We start from the raw sequence: 20,624 nt of genomic DNA, 5'->3' as shown, positions 1-20,624 counted from the left end.
TGTGGCCCTCCCTGGCCGAAAAACGGTTCCGACCGGGGGACGTCCCCGGCCGGGGTCTCGCCGCGGGGGCGAGGCGCGCGGCTCGGACTGGGCCGGACCACTGGGCAACGGACCGCAGACTACGACATGCACCCCGCCGTGCGCCCGCACCCGCCGCCATCGCGCGCTGCGATCCTGGTCACGCCCGGATGCCGGACGGACCGGCGTTCGAAGGGTGAGACGGCAGGTCAGGCGCGGACCGGGAAGATCCGGCTGACCACCCGTTCGGCGGCCCGGCCGTCGTCCCACGGGCAGAACCGCTCCCGGAAGCGCCGTCTGGCCTCCGGCTCCGGGTCGCCCGCGAGCAGCGCCCCGGCGAGCGCCTCCTGGTCGGTGGTGACCGCGCCGGGCGGTTCCTCCATCAGGTCGAAGTAGACGCCGCGGACCTCCTGGTACTCCTCCCAGTCGGGGGCGTACACGGCGATCGGGCGGTCCAGCACCGCGTAGTCGAACATCATCGACGAGTAGTCGGTGACCAGGGTGTCCGCGGCCAGGTAGAGGTCCTCGACCGAGGGGTGGTCGGAGACGTCCAGCAGGGTCGCCGAGCCCGGGGCGGCGGTCAGGTCGCCCGCGCCGCCGTCGTGGAAGTAGTGGGTGCGCACCAGCACCGTCCAGCCGGGGCCCAGCCGCTCGGCCAGCGCGGGCAGGTCCAGCAGCGGCAGGTAGCCGCCGCGCGACTCGCGGTGGGTCGGCGCGTACAGCACGGTGCGCTGCCCGTCGGCGATGCCCAGCGCCCGGCGGGCGTCCACGCACTGCTCGGGGGTGGCCAGCACCAGGCGGTCGTTGCGCGGGTAGCCGGTGTCCAGGATCTGGTAGGTGCCGGGGAAGGCCCGGGCGAAGTGCTTGCTGGTGTGCGGGTTGGGCGAGACCAGGTAGTCCCAGCGCCCGACCACCTCGCGCAGCCGCTCGAAGTCCATCCCGTCCGCGGCCAGCGGCCGGTCCACCAGGTCCATGCCCATCGCCTTCAGCGGCGTGCCGTGCTGGGTCTGCACGTGCACGGTGCCGGTGCGCTTGGTCATGGTGTGCGGGAAGTTGACGTTGTTGACGAAGTACTTGGCGGTGGCCATCACCTTCAGGTACGCGGGCGTGTTGACGATCACGTACGGCACCCCGGCGGGCAGCGTGGCGGCCCGTTCGGCGTTCTCCACCACCCACACCCCGCGCACCTGCGGGGCCAGCTCCCTGGCCTTGGCGTAGATCGCCGCCGGGTTGCAGGCGTACCCGCGGTGCCAGTACGCCGCGTACACCGCCAGGTTCTGGTCGATCGGCAGCCGCTTGAAGGCGTTGTACGCGGTGAACCTGGCCCCGCTGCGGACGACCTTCTTCACGCCGGGCGCCACCGCCCTGGTGCCGCGCTTCACCGCGCCGGGCAGCCGGCCGCCGCGGCGCAGCTCGGCGTAGGCGCGCCGGGAGCCGCGGGCGGCCAGCCGGTACTGGACGCCGCGCACGCCGGCGGGGTACTGGTAGCCGGCCGGGCGGTGCTTGGCGAAGTGGCCGGTGATCCGGGCGAAGAACTCGGGGCGCAGCTCGACCGGGACCAGCCCGGGGGTGTCGTAGACGGTGAGCGCCTGCTTGACGGTGCGGTCGAAGACCAGGGTGCGCAGGGCGTCCGCGCGCTCGTTCCGGTCCAGGAAGGCGAAGATCGCGTCGTACTGGGCGAAGGCGTCGGCGTGCTTGGCGGAGGCGGTGGCGGTGATCGCGCCGGGGCGGCCGCGCCGGTAGTTGTAGCAGGGCCGGTCGAGGTAGAGCAGCCGGTCGGCGGCCAGCAGCAGCGGGTAGGTGACCGAGATGTCCTCGTAGTGGCCGCGGCCGAAGTGGACGTCCAGGCCGAGCAGGTACGCGCGGCGCATCACCTTGTTCCACACCGCGAGCACCGCGTTGAACAGCGCCGGGTGCTCGGCGGCGGTGCAGCCGGAGACCAGCGGCGAGCCGGCCAGCACCTTGCGCCACGGGTTCGGCTCCCGGCCGCCGTCGGGGTAGACGTGGGTGAAGTCGGTGAGCAGCACGTCGGCCGGCACCTCGCGGGCGGTCTCGGCGCGCAGCTCGGCCAGGACGGCGTCGATGCTGCCCTCGGGCAGCCAGTCGTCGCTGTCGACGAACCAGACGTAGGTGCCGGTGGCCTCCGCCAGGCCGGCCGTGCGGGCGCCGCCCAGCCCTTGGTTCTCGGCCAGGTGCAGCACCCGCATCCGGGGGTCGCCGGCGGCGTGCGCGTCGAGCAGGGCGCCGCAGTTGTCGGGGGAGCGGTCATCCACCGCGATCAGCTCGACCTCGCCGGGGGCCGCGCCCTCCGCCCGGAGCGAGTCCAGGCACTGCGGCAGGAAGCGCTCCACGCCGTGAACGGGCAGGACGATGCTGAGCAGGGGTGGCACGTGCGTTCACTCCGCGAAGGGATGGAGGTGGCTGCCGGCGGTCGCCCGGTACGCACACTCTACCGAGCGGGCCTGGACGGTCCCTGGGAGCGGGCCGGAGGAAGGCCGGAGGAAGGGCCGGGGGAGGCCGGAGGGAGGGGACCGCCGGGCCGCGGCACCCCGGGCGCAGGTGGTCGGGGTGACCGGGGTGTCGCGGACGGCGGAAACGCGACCGCCGGTGCCGCGCCGTACCAGCGGCGGCACCGGCAGCCCGGTTGGCGGTCCGACCGACCCTCAACGATCGACCGCCGGTCCGTCCACCACGTCGGAGTCTGGCCGCCGCAGCGTCGAGACGGCCGGACAGTGACTCACTGTGGTGTCGGAAGCATAACGGGATGGTCGGACGATCCGTTCATACTCGAAATCATCCGACCGGGGAGGGGTGGGTCTTCCCCGGCCATCCCGTGTCGATACAGATATTGCTTGGAGGTTTCGGCCGCGTCAATCCCTCGTATGTGTTCAATTTCTGAACTCAAGGTGTCATCTCCGCGCGGGCGGGCGTCCGTGCGCCCGGCGCACCCGCCGTCGGCGGCGCGCTCCGGCAACGCCCCGGACCGCCGCAGAGCCCAACACCCGGGTCGTGCTTGGATGGTGCACCACCAACCGATGCGCAGTCGTGACCGAGACCACCGAGTCCTGGTGCGGCGTCAGTTCCGTTCGCGCGATACGGTGGCAGAACACCAGGACGGTTGCGTGAAGGCCGTCATAGCCGGATAGTCTTCGCCTCACGGCCCTGGCGCCTCGTAGGGGTGGGAAACAAGATGGAACAGATGCAAGTGCGACCGCGGCCCCGGGTGCCCGCGATCCAGTGCGGTGTCGGCACGACCGGCCGCCGGATCGACCGACACCTGGCCGTCCTCGGCGCGCCGGCGCTGCCGGTGGTGGACACGGCGGAGGCCCTCGGCCTGATAAGGGAGCTGACCCCGCGCGGGCCCGGCGCCCCCGCACCGGCCGCCTCCCCGCGCCGCAGCGCCCGGGTCTCCCTGATGGCGCCGTTGCGCCGCCTGAAGCGGAGCCTGTTCGGCAGCCGGGGCTGACCCGGGGCGGGTGATCCCGCCCGGGCGGTCCGCCGCCCGCTGCCGTGACCCGACGGACGGGGAGTCCGTCGGGCTTTCGGCGTCTCCGCGTGCACCCCCCGGGGGAGGGCCGCGCACCGCCCCGCCGGTCCCGGCACGGGGTGGCGGCCCGCTGGCGCGCCCTGGCGGTCGGGTGGCGTTCGGCCGCCGCCCCTACGAGGCGCGCCGCAAGATCGGCCAGGATGGCTCCATGTCCGACACCTTCCACACCCAGACGATCGACATCGCCACCGGCCGCGACGAGGTCGCCCTCGACGTCACCGACCGCTGCCACGCCTTCCTGAGGGAAGTCGCCGGCGGCCGTGACGGACTGCTCAACGTCTTCGTCCCGCACGCCACCGCGGGCATCGCCGTGATCGAGACCGGCGCCGGCAGTGACGACGACCTGCTCGCCACCCTGCGCGAGCTGCTGCCCGCCGACGACCGCTGGCACCACCGCCACGGCAGCCCCGGCCACGGCCGCGACCACGTCCTGCCCGGCCTGGTCGCCCCGCACGCCACCCTGCCGGTGATCGGCGGCCGGCTCGCCCTGGGCACCTGGCAGTCCGTCGTCCTGATCGACACCAACGGCGACAACCCGCAGCGCAAGCTCCGCCTCTCCTTCCTCGGCTGACGGCCCGTCCGCAGGTCACGGCGGTGCGGTGGGCGCCGCTGGGCCGGGCGGACGCGGCCCGTGCCGTGCCGGCGCGCGCCCCCGACGGGCCCCTGGCCCGCCGCCCCGCAACCCGGAGGCCACCCCCGTCCGGTACTTCCCCTCGACTTCGCGCCGCTGGTCACCGCCGCGCCGAACTCCCGGGACGCCCGCCCCGGGCCCCGATCGGCGTCTTCGCCCCGCTGGTCGGCCGGACCGGCAGCCGGGGCGCCCCGCTCTCCGGCCGGGCCCGCCTGCCGTCGGCAGGCCGGCCGCGTCGAACGCGGCCGAGCCTGGACGAGCCCCGGGGCGAAGACGCCGATCGTGGTGGACGCCGAACGGACCGTCCACGCCGAGCACTTGCTGCGCCGGTGCCGGTGCCGGTGCCGCCCGTCGGATAGCCGCCGTCCGGCCCGGCGTACCCTGTCCGGTATGGGAGAGCAGCAGCCGTCCGAGACCGAGAACCGGACCTGGCCCGTCACCGACCAGGTCTGCGAGGTGTCCGCCGACCCCGAGCAGTCGCTGCGCGGGCTGCGGCCCGGCGGGACGGGGGAGCGGGCCGCGTGCGTGCTGTGCGGCGAGGAGACCGAGTACCCGGCGGACGCGCCCGGCAGCCCGCTGTGCCCCGTCTGCACCTGGCAGCAGGCCCAGCGGGCCGCCTGCTCCGGCTGACCGGGGTGCCCGCCCCCGCCGCGCCGCCCGGTCCGGCCGTCCACGGGCGCCTGGAGCGGCCGCACGCCACCCTCGCCTACAGCACCGCCGGCGGCTCCGGCCCGCTCGCCGTGCACGCCCACGGGGCGCTCTCCAGCCGGGCGCACGAACGGCGGGCCGGGCTGTTCGACTGGGCGGCCCTCACCGCGACGCACCGGCTGGCCCGGTACGACGCGCGCGGGCACGGTGAGTCGACCGGCCGGCCCGACCCCGCCGACTACCGCTACCCCGCCCTCGCCGCCGACCTGCTCGCGCTCTGCGACCACCTCTCGCCCGACGCGCCCGTCACCGCGCTCGGCGCGTCCATGGGCGCCGCCACCGTGCTGTGGGCCGCGCTGGAGCGCCCCGAACGCTTCGACCGCCTGGTGCTGGCCGTGCCCGCCGTCGCCTGGGCGGCCCGGGAGCCCCGCCGCAGCGGGCTGCGGGCCGCCGCGACGCTGGTCGAACGGCGCGGCCGGGCCGCGCTGGACGCCGCCGCCCGGCTGTCCGGGCCGCCCGCCGTCCTCGCCGAAGTCCCGCAGTACACCACCGAGTTCGACCTCCCCGAAGCGCTCCTCCCGGCCGCACTGCGGGCCGCCGCCGACTCCGACCTGCCCGCCCCCGGGACGCTGCGCGACCTCCCGCACCCCGTCCTCCTGCTCGCCTGGGACACCGACCCCCTGCACCCCCTCGCCACCTCCCGCACCCTGGCCGCCCACCTCCCGAACGCCCGCCTGCACGTCTCGCACACCCTCGCCGAGGTGCGGAACTGGGACGGCCTGGCGGCGGCCTTCCTGGCCGGATGAACACGGCCCGGCGGCCCGGCCGGGAGGGCGGAGCAGATCGTTCGGGCGGGCTACTGGATGCGCAGGTGCCGGTCGCCGAAATCCGCGACCAAGTGGAGTCGGCCGCCGAGTGCTTCGACGTACTCGCGGAGCGTGCCGAGGGAGGTGCCCTCCAGGTCGCCGCGCTCCAGCCGGGACACGTTGGGCTGGGTGATACCGATCAGCTCCGCCACCTCGGTCTGGGTCAGGTCCTGCTCCCGGCGGATCTCGGCCAGGCGGTAGGCGCGCACTTCGGCGTCCAGCCTGGCGCGGTGCGCCGTCACCCGGTCCTCGTCGGTGACGACCTCGGCCCGGACTTCCTTCCAGGATCTGGCCATGGCTACTCGCCCTCCTTGAGCGCGTCGAGATGCCGGTCGAACCGGGCATCCGCGATCGGGATGTTCACGTCGTCCACCGGTTCCACTGCCCGGACTCGTCGCCTGCCACCAGCAGGACGGCGAGCTTGTCGATGGCGGCGGCGGCCTGGTCCGCGACCTCTGGTTCGTCCGCACTCGGCCTGACGAACCAGGCATCTACCGCTTCGTGCAGTGGTACTTCCCATGTCACGGCAGGATTATGCGTGGCAAGTTATATGCGCTGCAAGTTATTCCCGCAGGTAGGGGTGGGTGTGTCGGTCAGGCGTCCTCGCGGGTGGTGTGGTGGACGGTGGAGCCGGTGCGGTGCTTGCGGACCAGGAGTTGGGCGGGGATGCGGGTGCGCAGGTCGGGGACGTGGCTGACGATGCCGACGGCGCGGTCGCGTTCGCGGAGGGAGTCGAGGACGTCCATGACCTCTTCGAGGGCGTTCTCGTCGAGGGTCCCGAAGCCCTCGTCGATGAAGAGGGTGTCCAGGGGCATGCCGCCGGCCTCGTCGGTGACCACGTCGGCGAGGCCGAGGGCGAGGGCGAGGGAGGCGAAGAAGGACTCGCCGCCGGAGAGGGTGGCGGTGTCGCGTTCGCGGCCGGTCCAGGCGTCGACGACGTGCAGGGACAGGCCGGAGCGCTTGGTGCCGGAGACCAGGCCGTCGCTGTGGACCAGGGTGTAGCGGCCGCCGGACATCTTCAGCAGGCGGCGGGTGGCGGCGGCGGCGACCTGCTCCAGGCGGGCGGCCAGCACGTAGGACTCCAGGCGCATCCGCAGCGCGTTCTCGGCGGGGGCCCCGGCCAGCAGGGCGGCCAGCCGGCTGATCCGGGCGTGGGCGTCCAGGACGGGGGCGAGCTCGGCGGCCAGCGCGGCCAGGTCGCGGCCGATCCGGGACAGGTCGGCGACCCGGCGGCGGGCGGTGTGGTCGGCGGTGTGCGCCGCGGCGAGGAGCTCGTCGGCCCGGGCCGCCTCGGCCCGGGCGGATTCGGCCTCGGCGGGCGGGAGTTCGGCGGCGGCCCGCAGCGCGGGGTCGGCGAGCTGGGCGGCGGCCAGGTCGAGGTCGGCGTCGAGCTGTTTGAACTTCCGCCGCAGCGCGTCCAGTTCGTACGGGGGCAGGGCGGCCGCGTCGAGTGCCGCCAGGTCGGCGAAGCCCGCGTCGCGGGCGGCGCGGCGCAGTGCCTCGGCGCTCTCGTCGCGGTGGGCGCGGGCGGCGGCGGTGGCCCGGGTGGCGTCCAGGACGGCGGTGGTGGCGGCGGCCAGCGCGGTGACGGCGGCGGTGCGGGCGGCGACGGACGGGGCGTCGCCCCGGGCGGCGTCGATCCGCTGCTTCAGGTCGGTGAGTTCGGCGTCCAGGGCGGCCAGTTGGCCGGTGGTCAGGGAGATCTGGTGGTTGGCCTGGTGGAGCTGCTCGCGCTGGTCGGCGCCGTCGCGCTCCAGCTGTTCGAGCTGCTGGCCGAGCGGCAGCCAGCGTTCCGCCGCGCGCAGGGTCTCCTTCTGCCTGAGCGCCGACTCGCGGATCGCGGCGTCGAGTTCGCCGAGCGTGCGGCCGCCGGCGGCGGCCTCGGCCGCGGCGGCCGATGCCGTGACGGTGCTCAAGTGGTCCGTGGCGGTGGCGAGTTCGGCCTCGGCGGCGTGCTGGGCGGCGCGGGCGCGGCGCTCGTCCTCGGCGGTGACCTGGTCGGCGGAGGGTTCGGCGGGGGCCGGGTGCTCGGGCGAGCCGCAGACCCGGCAGGGGGTGCCGGGGGTCAGGGCGGCGGCCAACTCGGCTGCCATGCCGGCGAGTCGGCGCTCCTGGAGGTCCAGGGTGCGCTGCCGGGCGTCCTGCGCGGCGTCGGTGCGCGAGCGGACGGCGTCCCGGGCGGCGGCGAGGTCGTCCAGCAGCCGCAGGTGCCGGTCGGCGGACTGCCGCTGCTCCAGCAACTCCTGGTGCTTTGCGGCCAGTTGCTCCAGTTCGGTGCGGGCCTCGCGGGCCGCCTCGCGTTCCTGCCGGAGGCGTTCGCGGCGGTCCTCGAAGTCCTCCAGCCAGCTGCGGGAGTCGGCCGCGAGGTCGTCCGCGCCGTCCCGTCTGCGGGCCAGTTCGGCGCGGTCGGCGAGCAGCGCGCGGTAGCGGGCCTCGTCCGCTCCGGCGGCCTCCAGCCGGCCCGTCTCGGCGCGCAGCACCCCTTCGGCGGACCGCAGTTCGTCGATGCCGTCGAGCGGCCCGGCCCAGCCGGCGGCGGCCGCCCGGGCGGCCAGCTCGGCGCGGCGGGCGCCCTCCTCGGCGGTGGCGGCGGCCAGCGCGGCCAGTGCGGCGCGGTGCGGGGCGCGCAGCGGGGCCGGGCCCTCGGCGGCCAGCGCGGCGTCCAGCCGGGCCCGTTCCGGGGCCGAGCGGGCGGCCTGGTCGGTGAGCCGCAGCCGCTCCTGCTGGGCCAGCCGGTGGCGCGACTGCCGCTCGGCCAGGGCGCGGTGCCGCTCCAGGCGCTCGCGGGCGGCGGCCCGGCCGGCCTCGGCGGCGGCCAGCCGCAGCGCGGCGGCGTCGGCCCGCTCGGCGGCTTCGGCGCGCAGCAGCGCCGCCCAGCCCAGCACCTCGGCGATCGGGGCGTCCTCGCCGGGGCGGTGGGCGGCGGCGCCCGCCGCGAGCGGCCCGGCGGCCTCCTCGGCGCGGGCGGTCAGGGCGTGCACCCGCTGCCGGCCGCCCTGCACCTCGCGCTCGTGGCGCAGCCGCAACTCGGCCGTCCAGCGTTCCAGTTGCTCGAAGCGGCCGGTGTCGAAGAGCCGGCCGAGCAGTTCGGCGCGCTGCTTGGAGTCGGCCCGCAGGAAGCGCGCGAAGTCGCCCTGCGGGAGCAGTACCACCTGGCAGAACTGGTCGCGGCTCATGCCCAGCAGCCGGGTCAGCTCCTCGCCGGCCTCCTGGTGCGAGCGGCTGACCGCCACCCAGCCGGGCTCGCCCTCCCCGGCGTCGGCGGCCCACTCGCGCAGCAGGGTCTGCGCCTTCTCCGGGGTCAGGCCGGTGCCGCGCTTCTTCGGCCGCCACTGCTCGGGGCTGCGGGTGATCTCCAGGCGCCGCCCGCCGAGGGTGACCTCCAGCACCACCTCGGTGCGCACGCCCGGTTCGGCGTGGTCGCTGCGCACCCCGTTGCTCTTGCGGGTGCCCGGCAGTTCGCCGTACAGCGCGTAGCAGACCGCGTCCAGCACGCTGCTCTTGCCCGCGCCGGTCGCCCCGCGCAGCAGGAACAGGCCGGCGGCGGAGAGCCGGTCGAAGTCGATCCGCTCGGTGCCCGCGAACGGCCCGAAGGCGGTGAGGGCGAGCCGGTGCAGCCTCATCGGACGTGCTCCAGGAGGAAGTCGGGCTCCGGGGCGGAGCGGGGGAGGCGGCGGGGCGTCACCGGGCGTTCTCCTCGGCCCGGCCGGCCGCCGTGCGGCGCACCGACTCCAGGCCCTCCAGCAGCCAGGCCTGCTCGGCCCCGTCCAGTTCGCGGCCGGGGCGGACGTGGGCGACGAAGCCCTCCACCACCTCCCGGTCGGTGCGCCCGCGCACCCGCTGGGCGTAGGAGGCGCCGTCGGCCCGCTCGCCGCCCTCCGGTTCGAACAGCAGTTGCAGGGTGTGCGGGAAGCGCTCCCGCAGCCGCTCCATCGCGTCGGCCGGGCGGACCGGGTCGGTCAGCGTGGCCTGCACCCAGCGGTCGACGGCGTACTCGTGCTCCGCGGCGGCCAGCAGGTCGTCCAGCCGGCCCCTGAGCCGCGCCAGCCGGCGCGGCACCGGGCAGTGCACCCGGCGCGCCTCGACGGCGCCCGCCGCGTCCAGGTCGACCAGCCACATCGACTTCTCGTGCTTCGCCTCGGAGAAGGAGTACGCCAGCGGGGAGCCGGAGTAGCGCAGGTGCGGGGCGAGCGTCTGGCAGCCGTGCAGGTGGCCGAGCGCCGCGTAGTGCACGCCGTCGAACACCGAGGCGGGCACCGACTGCACGCCGCCGACCGCGATGTCCCGCTCGCTGTCGCTGGCCGTGCCGCCGGTGACGAAGGCGTGCGCCAGCACCACCGCTCGGGTGCCCGCGGGGCGGGTGGCCAGGTCGGCGCGGACGCCGTCCATCGCCGCGGCCAGCACCTGCTCGTGGCCGCCCTTCTCCAGGCCGAGCCGCTCGCGGACCAGGGCCGGCTCCAGGTAGGGCAGCCCGTACACGGCGACCGGGCCGTGCGCGTCGGACAGCAGCACGGGCTCGGCCAGCGCGCCGGGGTCGGTGCGCAGGTGGATGCCGGCCCGGTCGATCAGCCGGGCGGCGGTGCCCAGGCGGCGGGCCGAGTCGTGGTTGCCGGAGATGAACACGGCGGGCACGCCCAGTTCGGCCAGCCGCCACAGCGCCTCGTCGAACAGCGCCACCGCCTCCAGACCGGGCAGCGCCCGGTCGTAGACGTCCCCCGCGACCAGCACCGCGTCGACCCGCTCGGCGGTGACCGTCTCCACCAGGTGGTCGAGGAAGGCCCGCTGGGCGCCGTGCAGGTTCTCCCGGTGGAAGGACCGGCCCAGGTGCCAGTCCGAGGTGTGCAGCAGCCTCACTCCGCCACTCCCCGCCGCATCCCGCGCCGCCCCTCGTCGATCCGGTGTTCCGGTACGAGTATCACAGGTGCCGGACACCGCTCCGGGCCGGTCCCTTAGCAGACCCGGTGACCCGGGTGGCGGTCGGGGCTGTTCATCGGTCGGGTGTTCGGGGAAGATCATCAGATGGTGCGGCGGCGACCGGGAGAGCGGAGGGAGCGGGATGGGCATCGAGTACAGCCCGGAGATCTCCGAACTGCTCGGACGGGTGCGCCGCCGCCCCAACGCGGGCTGGCCGTGGCGGCCGGGGGAGCAGGTGCCGGCCGGGCTGACGGTCAAGCAGTCCTGGGGGTGGCTGTTCGCACCGGACGGGCGGGTGCTGACGCTGGTGAACCCGCGTGACGGCGTGGTCAGCCTGCCGGGCGGCTCGCTGGAGCCGGAGGACGCGGGCGACCCGGGGCGGGCGCTGGCCCGGGAGGCCGCCGAGGAGGCGCAGGCGCTGATCGAGGGCCCGGTCTACCTCGGGTACCTGTACGACCGGGTCGGCTCGGCCAACGGCGGGCACGAGTGCGCCCGGGTGCGGATGGCCGCGGCGCTGCGCGGGGTGGGCCCGTCGGTGCCGGACCCGGCCTCGGGGCGGCACTACCGGCGGCTGCTGCTGGCGCCCGGCCTGGCGGTCGAACTGCTCGGCTGGGGGGCGCCGGGGCTGCGGCAGGCCCGGGCGGCGGTGGCGGCGGCCGCGCGGTGGGGCGTGCCGCCGCGCGCGGACGAGACGATCGAGGAACTGCCGCCCGCGGGCTGCCGGTTCCGCTGAGCCGGGCGGAACGGACCCGCCGGGCGGAACGGACCCGCCGGACGCCGCCCGAGGCCCGGGCCGGTCACCCGCCGTCATTCCCGCAGCCCAGGTCAGGCGTACGTCTGCGCGCGTAGCGGGGATTGGGGCCCCGTTCGCTGAGTGTTCGTCAACTTCTTTGGCATGACCGCTTCCCCGCGGGGCTACCGACTGGTATCCAATGTGTGGCCTGCGTCACTCTTGGAGGATCCAGATGTCCCGCTTCCGTGCCGTACCCGTCGCGCTCATCGCGGCGGCCCTGTCCCTGACCACCGTCGCCGCCGCCACCCAGGCGAGCGCCGCCGGCGTCAACTACGCCGCGCTCGGCGACTCCTACTCGGCCGGCGTCGGCTCCGGCAGCTACACCAGCGAGAGCGGCAGTTGCAGCCGCAGCACCAAGGCGTACCCGTACCTGTGGAAGACCGCGCACGCGCCCACCTCGTTCTCCTTCGCGGCCTGTTCGGGCGCGAAGACCGACGACGTGATCGCCAACCAGCTGGGCGTGCTGAACAGCTCGACCACGCTGGTGTCCCTCACCATCGGCGGCAACGACGCGGGCTTCGCCTCGACCATGCAGACCTGCGTGCTCGACAGCGAGAGCGCCTGCCTGAGCGCGGTGAGCGCGGCCAAGAGCTACGCCACCAACACCCTGCCGGGCAAGCTCGCCAACCTGTACGGGCAGATCAAGGCGAAGGCGCCCAACGCGAACGTGGTGGTGCTGGGCTACCCGCACCTCTACCAGGTGCCCGGCTCCTGCATCTTCGGCATCTCCGACACCAAGCGGACCGCGATCAACGGCGCGGCGGACACCCTGGACACGGTGATCGCCAAGCAGGTGGCCGCCGCCGGGTTCACCTTCAAGGACGTCCGGTCGGCCTTCGCCGGGCACGAGATCTGCGGCTCCTCCACCCAGTGGCTGAACAGCACCACGCTGCCGATCAGCGACAGCTACCACCCCAACGCCAACGGCCAGTCCGGCGGCTACCTGCCGCTGTTCAGCGCGGCCGCCTGAGGCACCGCGGACAGTGGCGTGACGTCCCCGGGGGACGGATGACCGGTGGCCGGGCTCCTCGCGGGAGCCCGGCCACCGGCGTTCCCCCGCCCGGGGGTCAGCGCAGGTGGTCGCCGAGCGCCGCGGGCTTCAGACCGGCCTGCGCGGCCGCGTCCAGGGCGCGCTGCAGGTCGCTCACCAGGGTGTCGGTGAAGTGCAGGATGATGACGTCGCCGGAGCGCAGCGGGCCGGGGTGGGAGATGTCCGAGGCGCCCCAGCCGAAGTCGGCGGAGGCGGTGACCAGGTACTTCATGCCGCAGTTCGCGGCGGCCTGCCGGAGGTCGGCGTTCACCGCGAAGTACGGGGGCCGCAGCAGCGTCGGGACGGTGCCGTAGCGGGCGGTGACGGCGTCCCGGGCGTCGCAGACCTCGGCCTGCTGCTCGGCGGGCGACAGCGTGGTCAGGTCCCGGTGCGAGACGCCGTGGTCCTCGATCGTCGAACCGGGCACGGCGGTGGCCCGGGCGAAGTAGTCGGGTTCGAAGCCCTCCGGCATCGGCAGCGGGAACGCGGTGACCGGGACCTTCCGGTCGGCGATCAGCCGCACGGCCGCCGGGTCGCGGGTCCAGCCGTCGTCGATGGTGACGAAGACGACCCCGTCCTCGGTCGGCGCGCTCTGGACCAGCGGCGCGGGCGCCGGGCTGTCGCCGGTGACCGACACGTCGTCCACCGAGACCGGGCCCTGCCCGTACCAGCCGTGCGCGTACAGCCGCACCGAGGCGGTGGCCGCGCCGGTGGTGAAGGTGGTGCTCAGCCGCTGCCAGCCGTCGCCGGTGGACGCCGTCCAGGCCGGGGGGACGTCGTGGCCGGTGCCGCTCGCGCCCAGGAAGGCGTACGAGCCGTGCACCCAGGCGCTGTAGGTGTAGGTGGTGTTCGGGCGCACCGCGAGGGTCTGCTCGCACCGGCCGGTGGAGTCGTCCGAGGCGGGGGTGATCGCCAGGGCCGATCCGCCGGTGCGGGCGGCGGCGGTGACCGCGCCCTCGCCGGCTGCGCAGTGCCAGCCGGGGATCGAACCCCAGTCGGCCAGCGGCAGGGTGGGGATCTCGAAGCCCGGGTTGGTGGCCAGGTTCGGGGCGGGGGCCGGTGCGTCCGCGCGTGCGGTCGGCGCGGTGGCGAGGGAGGCCAGCGCGGCGGTGGCGGCGAGGGCCGCGAGACGGCGGCGGGCGGAACCGATCACGGGTCAACTCCATGGTGGGGGACGGGCGGAGGAGTGACTCCCGGAGGGGCGGGGGTCGGGTGGGGGCCCTGCCGCACCAGGCCGGTGCACACAATGGACTGGACCAATCACGGTGGTCAAGCGGAATCGCCCGACCGGCGGCCGAGATCGGTCAACCGGCGTAGAGCTCCTCGATGTCCTCCGCGTAGCGCTCCGCCACCGCCGCCCGCCGGATCTTCAGCGAGGGCGTCAGCAGCCCGTCCTCCAGCGAGAACTCGCGCGGCAGCAGCCGGAACGCCCGGATCGACTCCGCCCGCGACACCGAGGTGTTCGCCGCCCCCACCGCCCGCTGCACCTCCCGGTGCAGCTCCGGATCGGTCAGCGCCTCCCACACGTCCAGCCGCTCCCGCCCGCGGGCCCGCAGCCAGTGCGCCAGCGCCGCCCGGTCCAGCGTGATCAGCGCCGCCAGGTAAGGCCGGTTGTCGCCCACCACCAGGCACTGGGCGACCAGCGGGTGCGCCCGCACCCGCTCCTCCAGCACCGCGGGTGCCAGGTTCTTGCCGCTGGAGGTCACGATCACCTCCTTCTTGCGGCCGGTCAGCGTCAGGTAGCCGTCCGCGTCCAGCTCGCCCAGGTCCCCGGTGGCCAGCCAGCCCCGGCACAGCGCCTCGTCCGAGCAGCGCGGGTGGTTCAGGTAGCCGGAGAACACCCCGGGCCCCTTCACCCACACCTCGCCGTCCTCCGCGATCGCCACCGTCGACCCCGGCACCGGACGGCCCACCGTGCCGAACTTCGGCCGCCGCGGCGGGTTCGCGGTCACCGCCGCCGCCGACTCGGTCAGCCCGTAGCCCTCGTACACCGGCAGGCCCGCGCCGGCGAAGAACAGCCCGAGCTCCCGCCCCAGCATCGAGCCGCCCGACACCACCGCCCGCACCCGGCCGCCCAGCACCGCCCGCACCCGCTGGTACACCATCCGCTCGTACGCGGCGTGCCGCAGCCGCAGCGCCGGCGACGGGCCGGGGCCCTTGCGGTGCGCCCGGCGCTCCCACGCCGCCGCCCACTCCACCGCCACCCGCTCCGCCTGCACGAACAGCTCCAGCCGTCCCGCCGCCTCCGCCGCCTCCCGGGCCCGGCGGTGGATCCGCTCGAAGACGTACGGCACCGCGTGCAGGAAGGTCGGTTCGAACGCGGCCAGGGCCGGCAGCAGGCTGTCCGGCGACACCTTCGGGTGGTGGCCGATCCGGATCCCGCCGCGCACCGCCGCGACCTGGGTGACCCGCCCGTACACGTGCGCCAGCGGCAGGAACAGCAGCGTCGCCGGCTGCCCGCCGCCGGTGTCGGCGAACACCTCCGCCCAGCCCGCCAGCATCGCGTCCGCCACCGAGGCGAAGTTGCCGTGCGTCAGCAGGCAGCCCTTCGGCCGGCCCGTGGTGCCCGAGGTGTAGATGACGCTCGCCAGCGAGTCCGGCGTCACCCCCAGCCGCTGCCGGTGCACCAGCGCGTCCGGCACGCCCGCGCCGTCCGCCGCCAACTGCGCCACGCAGCCCCGGTCCAGCTGCCAGATGCCGGTCAGCTTCGGCAGCGCGTCGCACACCGCGCCCACCGTCATCGCCTGGTCCTCGTCCTCCACCACGCAGGCCACCGCCGAGGTCTCCGCCAGGATCCAGCGCACCTGGTCCTGCGAGGCCGTCGGGTAGACCGGCACCGGGATCGCGCCGATCGACCAGAGCGCGTAGTCGAACAGCGTCCACTCCCAGCGGGTCGTCGACATCACCCCGACCCGGTCGCCGTAGCGCACCCCCCGGGTCAGCAGGCCCTTGGCCAGGGCCAGCACCTCGTCGCGGAACTGAACCGCCGTCACCGGCACCCAGTCGCCGTCCACCGCCCGGGACAGCTGCACCAGCCGCGGCTCCCGCTCCGCCCGGTCGAACACCGAGTCGGCCAGCCCGCCGGCCGGCGCGCCACCCAGCGCGGGGCTGCTGAACTCTCGCACGGTACCCCCGATCCCGCCGCCCCCGTCCCCGGCACGCGCGTTCCGGGCGGCACCGGCGAAGCTACCCGATCGGCGCGGCGCTGCCCAGAGTCACCGGCCGACGACGCCCCGCACCGGAGGCGGGTCCGCAGGTCGGGGCCATGACACGACCCGGCCGGGAAATTAAAGGACGATCCGGACAACAGCCGATCACGATGCACTTTCACCCTACGAACGGGTGGTCAGGAAGTAGTAGGCTCGCGGCTCTCGCATCCCACCCGTACCCACCCCTGCCCACGCGCACCCACCCGCGCCCGCCCACCCGCGTCCCGGGCCCCCTCAGCCCGAGGACCACTAAGGACCCGTATGCGCCTGCGCCGCAGCTCGATCCGCGCGAGGATCGTCGCACTGCTCCTGGTGCCCATCGCGGCGCTCAGCGGCCTGTGGGTGTACGCCACGCTCGTCACCACCGGCGACGTGTGGGAGCAGCTCGACCTCGGCTCCACCTACGCCGCCTTCGGCGACCCCGCCGACCAGTACGCCTACGACCTCCAGCAGGAACGCACCGCCGCCGTCCTGCGGCTGGCCGACCCGACCGACGCCGACTACGCCGCCGCCTACGCCAAGGCCCGCACCACCACCGACCGCGACCTGGAGCTGCTGCGCTACCAGGGCGGCAGCCACGACGCCGGCAAGCTCGACGCCGACCAGCGCGCCCGCTACCAGGACCTGCTGTCCGTCGCCGACCAACTCGGCGCCATCCGCAGCCAGATCGCCCAGCAGCGGCAGAGCTGGGACGGCGCCCTCAAGGACTACAGCGACCTGATCACCCCGGTGTTCGCGTTCCGCTCCTCCTTCATCGCCGAGCAGTCCGGCTCGCTGCCCCGGCAGGGCACCATCCTGGTCGAGCTCTCCCGGGCCGGCGAGTACCTCTCCCAGGAGACCGCCGCGATGCGCGCCCTGCGCGCCGGCAGCGAGGCCGGCGCCAAGGACCCCCGCAAGCAGCAGGTCGCGCTGGACGCCATGAACGCGCAGCAGGCCCTGTTCCGGATCTACATCGCCGAACTCGGCAACGAGGACCGCCAGGCCTACAACGCGCTGCGCATGGGCCAGGAGTGGAGCTGGCTCACCGCCGCCGAGAACGGCTTCGACAAGGCCGCCGACCGGGCCCTGGAAGTGCGCGGCGGCCCCGTCGACTCCTGGGGCGAGACCGCCGACAAGGTCCTCGCCGACATCGACACCCTCAACTCCCGACTGGCCGACGACCTCGGCGAGCAGGCCCGCGACAACGCGATCAGCGCGCTGGTCCGCGGCGGCGTGGCCGGCCTGATCGGCCTCGCCGCGGTCGTCCTGTCCATCGTCATCTCCTACCGCACCGGCCGCCGCCTGGTGCGCGAACTCGTCGGCCTGCGCAACGCCGCCGCCGACCTGTCCGCCACCCGGCTGCCCTCGGTGATGCTCCGGCTGCGCCGCGGCGACGCCGTCGACGTGGTCGCCGAAGTGCCCCAACTCGAGTTCGGCGCGGGCGAGATCGGCCAGGTCGGCCGGGCCTTCAACGAAGTCCAGCGGGTCGCCGTCGAAGCCGCCGTCGAACAGGCCGAACTGCGCCGCGGCGTCTCCGCCGTCTTCGTCAACCTGGCCCGCCGCTCCCAGGTGCTGCTGCACCGCCAGCTCACCCTGCTCGACACCATGGAGCGCCGCACCGAGGATCCGCGCGAGCTGGAGGACCTGTTCCGGCTCGACCACCTCACCACCCGCATGCGCCGCCACGCCGAGGGCCTGATCATCCTCTCCGGCGGCTCGCCCGGCCGCGCCTGGCGCAAGCCGGTCCGGATGGTCGACGTGGTGCGCGCCGCCGTCGGCGAGGTCGAGGACTACGCCAGGGTGCAGGTCCGCCCCTTCCCCGGCACCGGCCTGCTCGGCTCCGCCGTCGCCGACGTCACCCACCTGATCGCCGAACTCGTCGAGAACGCCACCGTGTTCTCCCCGCCGCAGACCCAGGTCACCGTCCAGGGCGAGGTGGTCGCGCACGGCTTCTGCCTGGAGATCGACGACCGCGGCCTCGGCCTGAGCGAGCACCACCTGGAGGAGATCAACCAACGCCTCGCCGTGGAGCAGGAGTTCGACCTCGCCGACACCGACCGGCTCGGCCTGTTCGTGGTCTCCCGGCTCGCCCGCCGGCACGGCATCCGGGTGCACCTGCGGCCCAGCCCGTACGGCGGCACCACCGCGGTCGTGCTGGTCCCGCGGGAACTGCTCGCCGAGACGGTCGAGACCGCGCCTGACGGGCCCCGCCAGGGCGGCGAGGACACCGGCAGCCACCGCCGCCCGCCCGCGCCCGCCGGGACGGCCGCCGGGACGGCCGCCGGGCAGGCTACGGCCGCCGTCCAGGCCCTGCCGATCCGCGGCCAGGGCGGCCCGGGCGGCCGGGGCGTCCAGAGCCTCCCGGCCGGGCAGGGCAAGGGCGCCCACGCCGCGCCGGCCGCGCTCGGCGGGCCCCGCCCGTCCGCGGCCGACCCGTCCGTGACGCCCGGCGGGCTGCCGCGCCGTCGCCCCACCGTCCAGCAGGCCGCCGAGGCCGGGGGCACCGGACGCCACCGCCGCCCCGAGGACGCTCCTCCGGCCGTGCCCGTGCCGGCCGCCGGGTCCTCCGCCGGTGCCGGTGCCGGTGCCGGTGCCGCCGAGGGCGCCGCCGGGCCCGCGCTCACCCCGGTGGCCGGCGGGCTGCTGCCCAAGCGGGTCCGGCAGGCCAGCCTGGCGCCCCAACTGCGGCCCGGCGCCGAGCCCGAGCCGGTCGAGCCGGCCCGCGAGCGCGACCCCGAGGAGGCCCGCTCCGCGTTCGCCTCCTTCCAGCGCGGCTTCGCCCGCGGCCGCGGCGACCGGCTGCAGCCCGCCTCGCTCACCGTGGTGCGCTCCGAACCGGAGCCGCCCGGTGCCGGAGGGGCCCCCGAACGGCCCGCGCCCGGGCGCGCGTCCGCGCCCGGGCAGCCGCCCAGACTGCGGGTCGCGCTGCCCTCCGCGCCGGTGCCGCACGCGCTGCCCCCCGCCCGTTCCGTCCCGTCGGCGCACCAGCCGCCGACCGCACCGCCCGCACCAGCAGAAGGAACCGAATCATGACCGCAACAACACCGCCGTCCGGGGACCTCGACTGGCTCCTCAACGACCTGGTCGGCCGGGTGGCGACCCTTCGGCATGCGGTGATCCTGTCCAGCGACGGCCTGGCCACCGGCGTCTCCAGCGGCCTCGGCCGCGAGGACGCCGAGCACCTCGCCGCGGTCGCCGCGGGCTTCCACAGCCTCGCCAAGGGCGCCGGACGGCACTTCCAGGTCGGTGGCGTCCGCCAGACCATGGTCGAACTGGACGAGGCGTTCCTGTTCATCACCGCGGCCGGCGACGGCAGCTGCCTGGCCGTGCTCAGCGACGCCGAGTCCGACGTGGGCCAAATAGCCTACGAGATGGCACTGTTGGTCAAGCGCGTCGGCGAGCACCTGGCCGCCGAACCGAGGACCGATACCACCCTGCCCGGGAGATGACCGATTCGATGAGCGAGCCCGATCCGACCGAGCCGACCGAGGCCCACGCCCCGGCCGACCTCAGCGGCGCGACCGCGGACGAGGGGTCGGCCGGCGAGGCGCCGGTCGACCTGTTCGCGCCCCGCACCCCGGTGGACGACCGCTGGTTCGACGACGAGGCCGGACCGGTGGTCCGGCTGTTCTCGATGACCAGAGGACGCGCCCGCCCGGTCGACGACGGCCTGTTCGACCTGATCTCCCTGGTCACCGCCGCGGGGCCGGCGTTCGCCGGCCCCGGCGGAGCCCGCCCCGACCTCGCGCTCGACCCGGAGCACCACGCCATCCTCGAACTCTGCCGCGACGAGCCGCTCAGCGTCGCCGAGTTGGGGTCCTACACCGACCTGCCGGTGAGCGTGGTCCGGGTCCTGCTCGGCGACCTCCACGACGCCGAGCTGATCAGCGTCACCCGACCCGTCCAGCTCGCCCACCAACCGGACGAGCGCCTGCTGCGAGACGTGATCAATGGCCTCCGTGCACTCTGACCCTCCGTCAACCACCGCCGCCCGCAAGGCCCCCTGGGGAGCCAGCGCGGTCAAGATCCTGATCGCCGGCGGCTTCGGCGCCGGCAAGACCACCCTGGTCGGCGCGGTCAGCGAGATCCGCCCGCTGCGCACCGAGGAGTCGCTCAGCGAGATCGGCCGCCCGGTCGACGACACCGCCGGGGTGGAGGCCAAGCGCACCACCACCGTCGCCATGGACTTCGGCCGGATCGACCTCAAACCCGGCCTCGCGCTGTACCTGTTCGGCACCCCCGGGCAGGACAGGTTCTGGTTCGTCTGGGACGAGCTCGCCCGCGGTACCCTCGGCGCGGTCGTCCTGGCCGACACCCGGCGCCTCGCCGACTCCTTCCCCTCGGTCGACTACTTCGAGCAGCGCGGCATCCCGTTCGTCGTCGCGGTCAACTGCTTCGAGGGCACCGAGGTGTACGCCCCCGACGACGTGCGCGCCGCGCTCGACCTGCCGGAGGGGGTGCCGGTGCTGCTGTGCGACGCCCGGCGGCGCGAGGACGGCAAGGAGCTGCTCATCCGGCTGGTCGAGCACGCGGCGGTCCGGGCCGGCATCCGGCTCTGACTCCGGCGCGGTTCCGGCGTGCGGTTCCGGCGTGCGGCGTCGGCGCCGGTGCGGACCCATGTAGTTCTGCCACCGACACTTCTGACGTTCATGCAGGTCGGGGCGGTGGCGTCCGGATGGTGGACGTTTTCCGTCTCGCCCTGCGGATGTGACCCTCCGGTGGGTTGCCTTCCGGGCACCGGGCGTGGAAGTCTCGTAGTCGTGCCCGCCGCCGACCGGCCGCAGGGCCCGACACACTCCGGGGGAGGAGCCGCGCCATGACCGCATCGGTCCGCATCGCCGCCCTTCCCCTCCTCACCGTCCGTCGGTACATCGACCACGGCCGGATCTACAGCGCCTGCTGTCGCTGACGCACCGCCACCTCACCCCCTTCTGCCGGGGGGTGGCGGTTCCGCGCGTCCCCGTCGACCCTCGCCGCGCTCCGGAGAGC

17 protein-coding genes are annotated in these 20,624 nt (G+C 75.2%); 10 read left to right on the top strand and 7 right to left on the bottom strand.

What is annotated here, in order from left to right; genetic code table 11:
- Positions 1-227 precede the first annotated feature (227 nt).
- Positions 228-2,408, bottom strand: coding sequence for a bifunctional glycosyltransferase/CDP-glycerol:glycerophosphate glycerophosphotransferase (locus tag OO48_RS02370; protein ID WP_209439416.1), 2,181 nt, complete (start codon positions 2,406-2,408; stop codon positions 228-230).
- An 800-nt stretch (positions 2,409-3,208) separates the two neighbouring features.
- Between OO48_RS02370 and OO48_RS02365 the strand changes: the two genes are divergently transcribed.
- From OO48_RS02365 to OO48_RS02350, 4 genes are all read left to right on the top strand, one after another.
- Positions 3,209-3,484 carry a hypothetical protein gene (locus OO48_RS02365; RefSeq protein WP_033212284.1) on the top strand — a complete coding sequence of 92 codons (276 nt, stop codon included), beginning with the start codon at positions 3,209-3,211 and terminating at the stop codon, positions 3,482-3,484.
- 229 nt (positions 3,485-3,713) lie between these two features.
- Positions 3,714-4,136, top strand: a complete 423-nt coding sequence (locus OO48_RS02360; protein ID WP_033212481.1) for a secondary thiamine-phosphate synthase enzyme YjbQ — start codon at positions 3,714-3,716, stop codon at positions 4,134-4,136.
- A 450-nt stretch (positions 4,137-4,586) separates the two neighbouring features.
- Positions 4,587-4,826: a hypothetical protein gene (locus tag OO48_RS02355; RefSeq protein ID WP_033212283.1), complete on the top strand. Its 240-nt coding sequence runs from the start codon at positions 4,587-4,589 to the stop codon at positions 4,824-4,826.
- A gap of 5 nt (positions 4,827-4,831) precedes the next feature.
- Complete coding sequence (locus OO48_RS02350; RefSeq protein ID WP_157845363.1) at positions 4,832-5,650, top strand: alpha/beta fold hydrolase; 819 nt, start codon at positions 4,832-4,834, stop codon at positions 5,648-5,650.
- Between the two features lie 50 nt (positions 5,651-5,700).
- Here the strand turns inward: OO48_RS02350 and OO48_RS02345 are convergent, their stop codons facing one another.
- From OO48_RS02345 to OO48_RS02335, 4 genes are all read right to left on the bottom strand, one after another.
- Positions 5,701-6,006, bottom strand: coding sequence for an XRE family transcriptional regulator (locus tag OO48_RS02345; RefSeq protein WP_033212281.1), 306 nt, complete (start codon positions 6,004-6,006; stop codon positions 5,701-5,703).
- A gap of 64 nt (positions 6,007-6,070) precedes the next feature.
- Positions 6,071-6,235 (bottom strand): hypothetical protein, encoded by a 165-nt coding sequence (locus tag OO48_RS37160; protein WP_209439415.1) that lies wholly within the window; start codon positions 6,233-6,235, stop codon positions 6,071-6,073.
- A gap of 68 nt (positions 6,236-6,303) precedes the next feature.
- Positions 6,304-9,333, bottom strand: a complete 3,030-nt coding sequence (locus tag OO48_RS02340) for an AAA family ATPase (protein WP_033212280.1) — start codon at positions 9,331-9,333, stop codon at positions 6,304-6,306.
- 58 nt (positions 9,334-9,391) lie between these two features.
- A complete protein-coding gene (locus tag OO48_RS02335; protein ID WP_033212278.1) occupies positions 9,392-10,564 on the bottom strand; it encodes an exonuclease SbcCD subunit D in 1,173 nt (390 codons plus the stop codon).
- A 202-nt stretch (positions 10,565-10,766) separates the two neighbouring features.
- On the opposite strand from OO48_RS02335, the gene OO48_RS02330 reads away from it, so the two are divergent.
- A complete protein-coding gene (locus OO48_RS02330; protein WP_209439414.1) occupies positions 10,767-11,357 on the top strand; it encodes a hypothetical protein in 591 nt (196 codons plus the stop codon).
- 232 nt (positions 11,358-11,589) lie between these two features.
- The gene (locus tag OO48_RS02325) at positions 11,590-12,387 is read left to right on the top strand and encodes an SGNH/GDSL hydrolase family protein (protein WP_106970228.1); all 798 of its coding nucleotides are present in this window, start codon (positions 11,590-11,592) and stop codon (positions 12,385-12,387) included.
- 97 nt (positions 12,388-12,484) lie between these two features.
- On the opposite strand, the gene OO48_RS34820 is transcribed toward OO48_RS02325, so the two are convergent.
- Both OO48_RS34820 and OO48_RS02310 read right to left on the bottom strand, forming a co-directional pair.
- Positions 12,485-13,600, bottom strand: a complete 1,116-nt coding sequence (locus tag OO48_RS34820; protein WP_051731642.1) for a polysaccharide deacetylase family protein — start codon at positions 13,598-13,600, stop codon at positions 12,485-12,487.
- A 151-nt stretch (positions 13,601-13,751) separates the two neighbouring features.
- A complete protein-coding gene (locus tag OO48_RS02310; protein WP_033212276.1) occupies positions 13,752-15,572 on the bottom strand; it encodes an AMP-dependent synthetase/ligase in 1,821 nt (606 codons plus the stop codon).
- A 345-nt stretch (positions 15,573-15,917) separates the two neighbouring features.
- Here OO48_RS02310 and OO48_RS02305 point away from each other — a divergent pair, with 345 nt between their 5' ends.
- From OO48_RS02305 to OO48_RS02290, 4 genes are read left to right on the top strand one after another with little or no spacing between them, the layout of a single operon-like run.
- Positions 15,918-18,668, top strand: a complete 2,751-nt coding sequence (locus tag OO48_RS02305; RefSeq protein ID WP_051731641.1) for a sensor histidine kinase — start codon at positions 15,918-15,920, stop codon at positions 18,666-18,668.
- Complete coding sequence (locus OO48_RS02300; RefSeq protein ID WP_033212275.1) at positions 18,665-19,084, top strand: roadblock/LC7 domain-containing protein; 420 nt, start codon at positions 18,665-18,667, stop codon at positions 19,082-19,084. The genes OO48_RS02305 and OO48_RS02300 overlap by 4 nt, the downstream gene beginning before the upstream one ends.
- The gene (locus OO48_RS40930; protein WP_342449625.1) at positions 19,081-19,605 is read left to right on the top strand and encodes a DUF742 domain-containing protein; all 525 of its coding nucleotides are present in this window, start codon (positions 19,081-19,083) and stop codon (positions 19,603-19,605) included. Before OO48_RS02300 ends, OO48_RS40930 begins: the two co-directional genes overlap by 4 nt.
- Positions 19,586-20,194, top strand: a complete 609-nt coding sequence (locus OO48_RS02290) for a GTP-binding protein (RefSeq protein ID WP_033212274.1) — start codon at positions 19,586-19,588, stop codon at positions 20,192-20,194. The genes OO48_RS40930 and OO48_RS02290 overlap by 20 nt, the downstream gene beginning before the upstream one ends.
- Positions 20,195-20,624 lie beyond the last annotated feature (430 nt).

This window comes from Kitasatospora phosalacinea, from assembly GCF_000716545.1.
Taxonomy (GTDB): Bacteria; Actinomycetota; Actinomycetes; order Streptomycetales; family Streptomycetaceae; genus Kitasatospora; species Kitasatospora phosalacinea.
The sequence above is the reverse complement of the archived record's forward strand: the minus strand, read 5'-3'. Positions and strand labels throughout refer to the sequence as shown.

What these genes read in the sequence shown, in the direction of transcription:
- OO48_RS02305 (WP_051731641.1), top strand. Translation starts at nt 15,918, where the DNA reads ATGCGCCTGCGCCGCAGCTCGATCCGCGCGAGGATCGTCGCACTGCTC.
- OO48_RS02290 (WP_033212274.1), top strand. Translation starts at nt 19,586, where the DNA reads ATGGCCTCCGTGCACTCTGACCCTCCGTCAACCACCGCCGCCCGCAAG.
- OO48_RS40930 (WP_342449625.1), top strand. Translation starts at nt 19,081, where the DNA reads ATGACCGATTCGATGAGCGAGCCCGATCCGACCGAGCCGACCGAGGCC.
- OO48_RS02330 (WP_209439414.1), top strand. Translation starts at nt 10,767, where the DNA reads ATGGGCATCGAGTACAGCCCGGAGATCTCCGAACTGCTCGGACGGGTG.
- OO48_RS02355 (WP_033212283.1), top strand. Translation starts at nt 4,587, where the DNA reads ATGGGAGAGCAGCAGCCGTCCGAGACCGAGAACCGGACCTGGCCCGTC.
- OO48_RS02365 (WP_033212284.1), top strand. Translation starts at nt 3,209, where the DNA reads ATGGAACAGATGCAAGTGCGACCGCGGCCCCGGGTGCCCGCGATCCAG.
- OO48_RS02300 (WP_033212275.1), top strand. Translation starts at nt 18,665, where the DNA reads ATGACCGCAACAACACCGCCGTCCGGGGACCTCGACTGGCTCCTCAAC.
- OO48_RS02345 (WP_033212281.1), bottom strand. Translation starts at nt 6,006, where the DNA reads ATGGCCAGATCCTGGAAGGAAGTCCGGGCCGAGGTCGTCACCGACGAG.
- OO48_RS02340 (WP_033212280.1), bottom strand. Translation starts at nt 9,333, where the DNA reads ATGAGGCTGCACCGGCTCGCCCTCACCGCCTTCGGGCCGTTCGCGGGC.
- OO48_RS02325 (WP_106970228.1), top strand. Translation starts at nt 11,590, where the DNA reads ATGTCCCGCTTCCGTGCCGTACCCGTCGCGCTCATCGCGGCGGCCCTG.
- OO48_RS02360 (WP_033212481.1), top strand. Translation starts at nt 3,714, where the DNA reads ATGTCCGACACCTTCCACACCCAGACGATCGACATCGCCACCGGCCGC.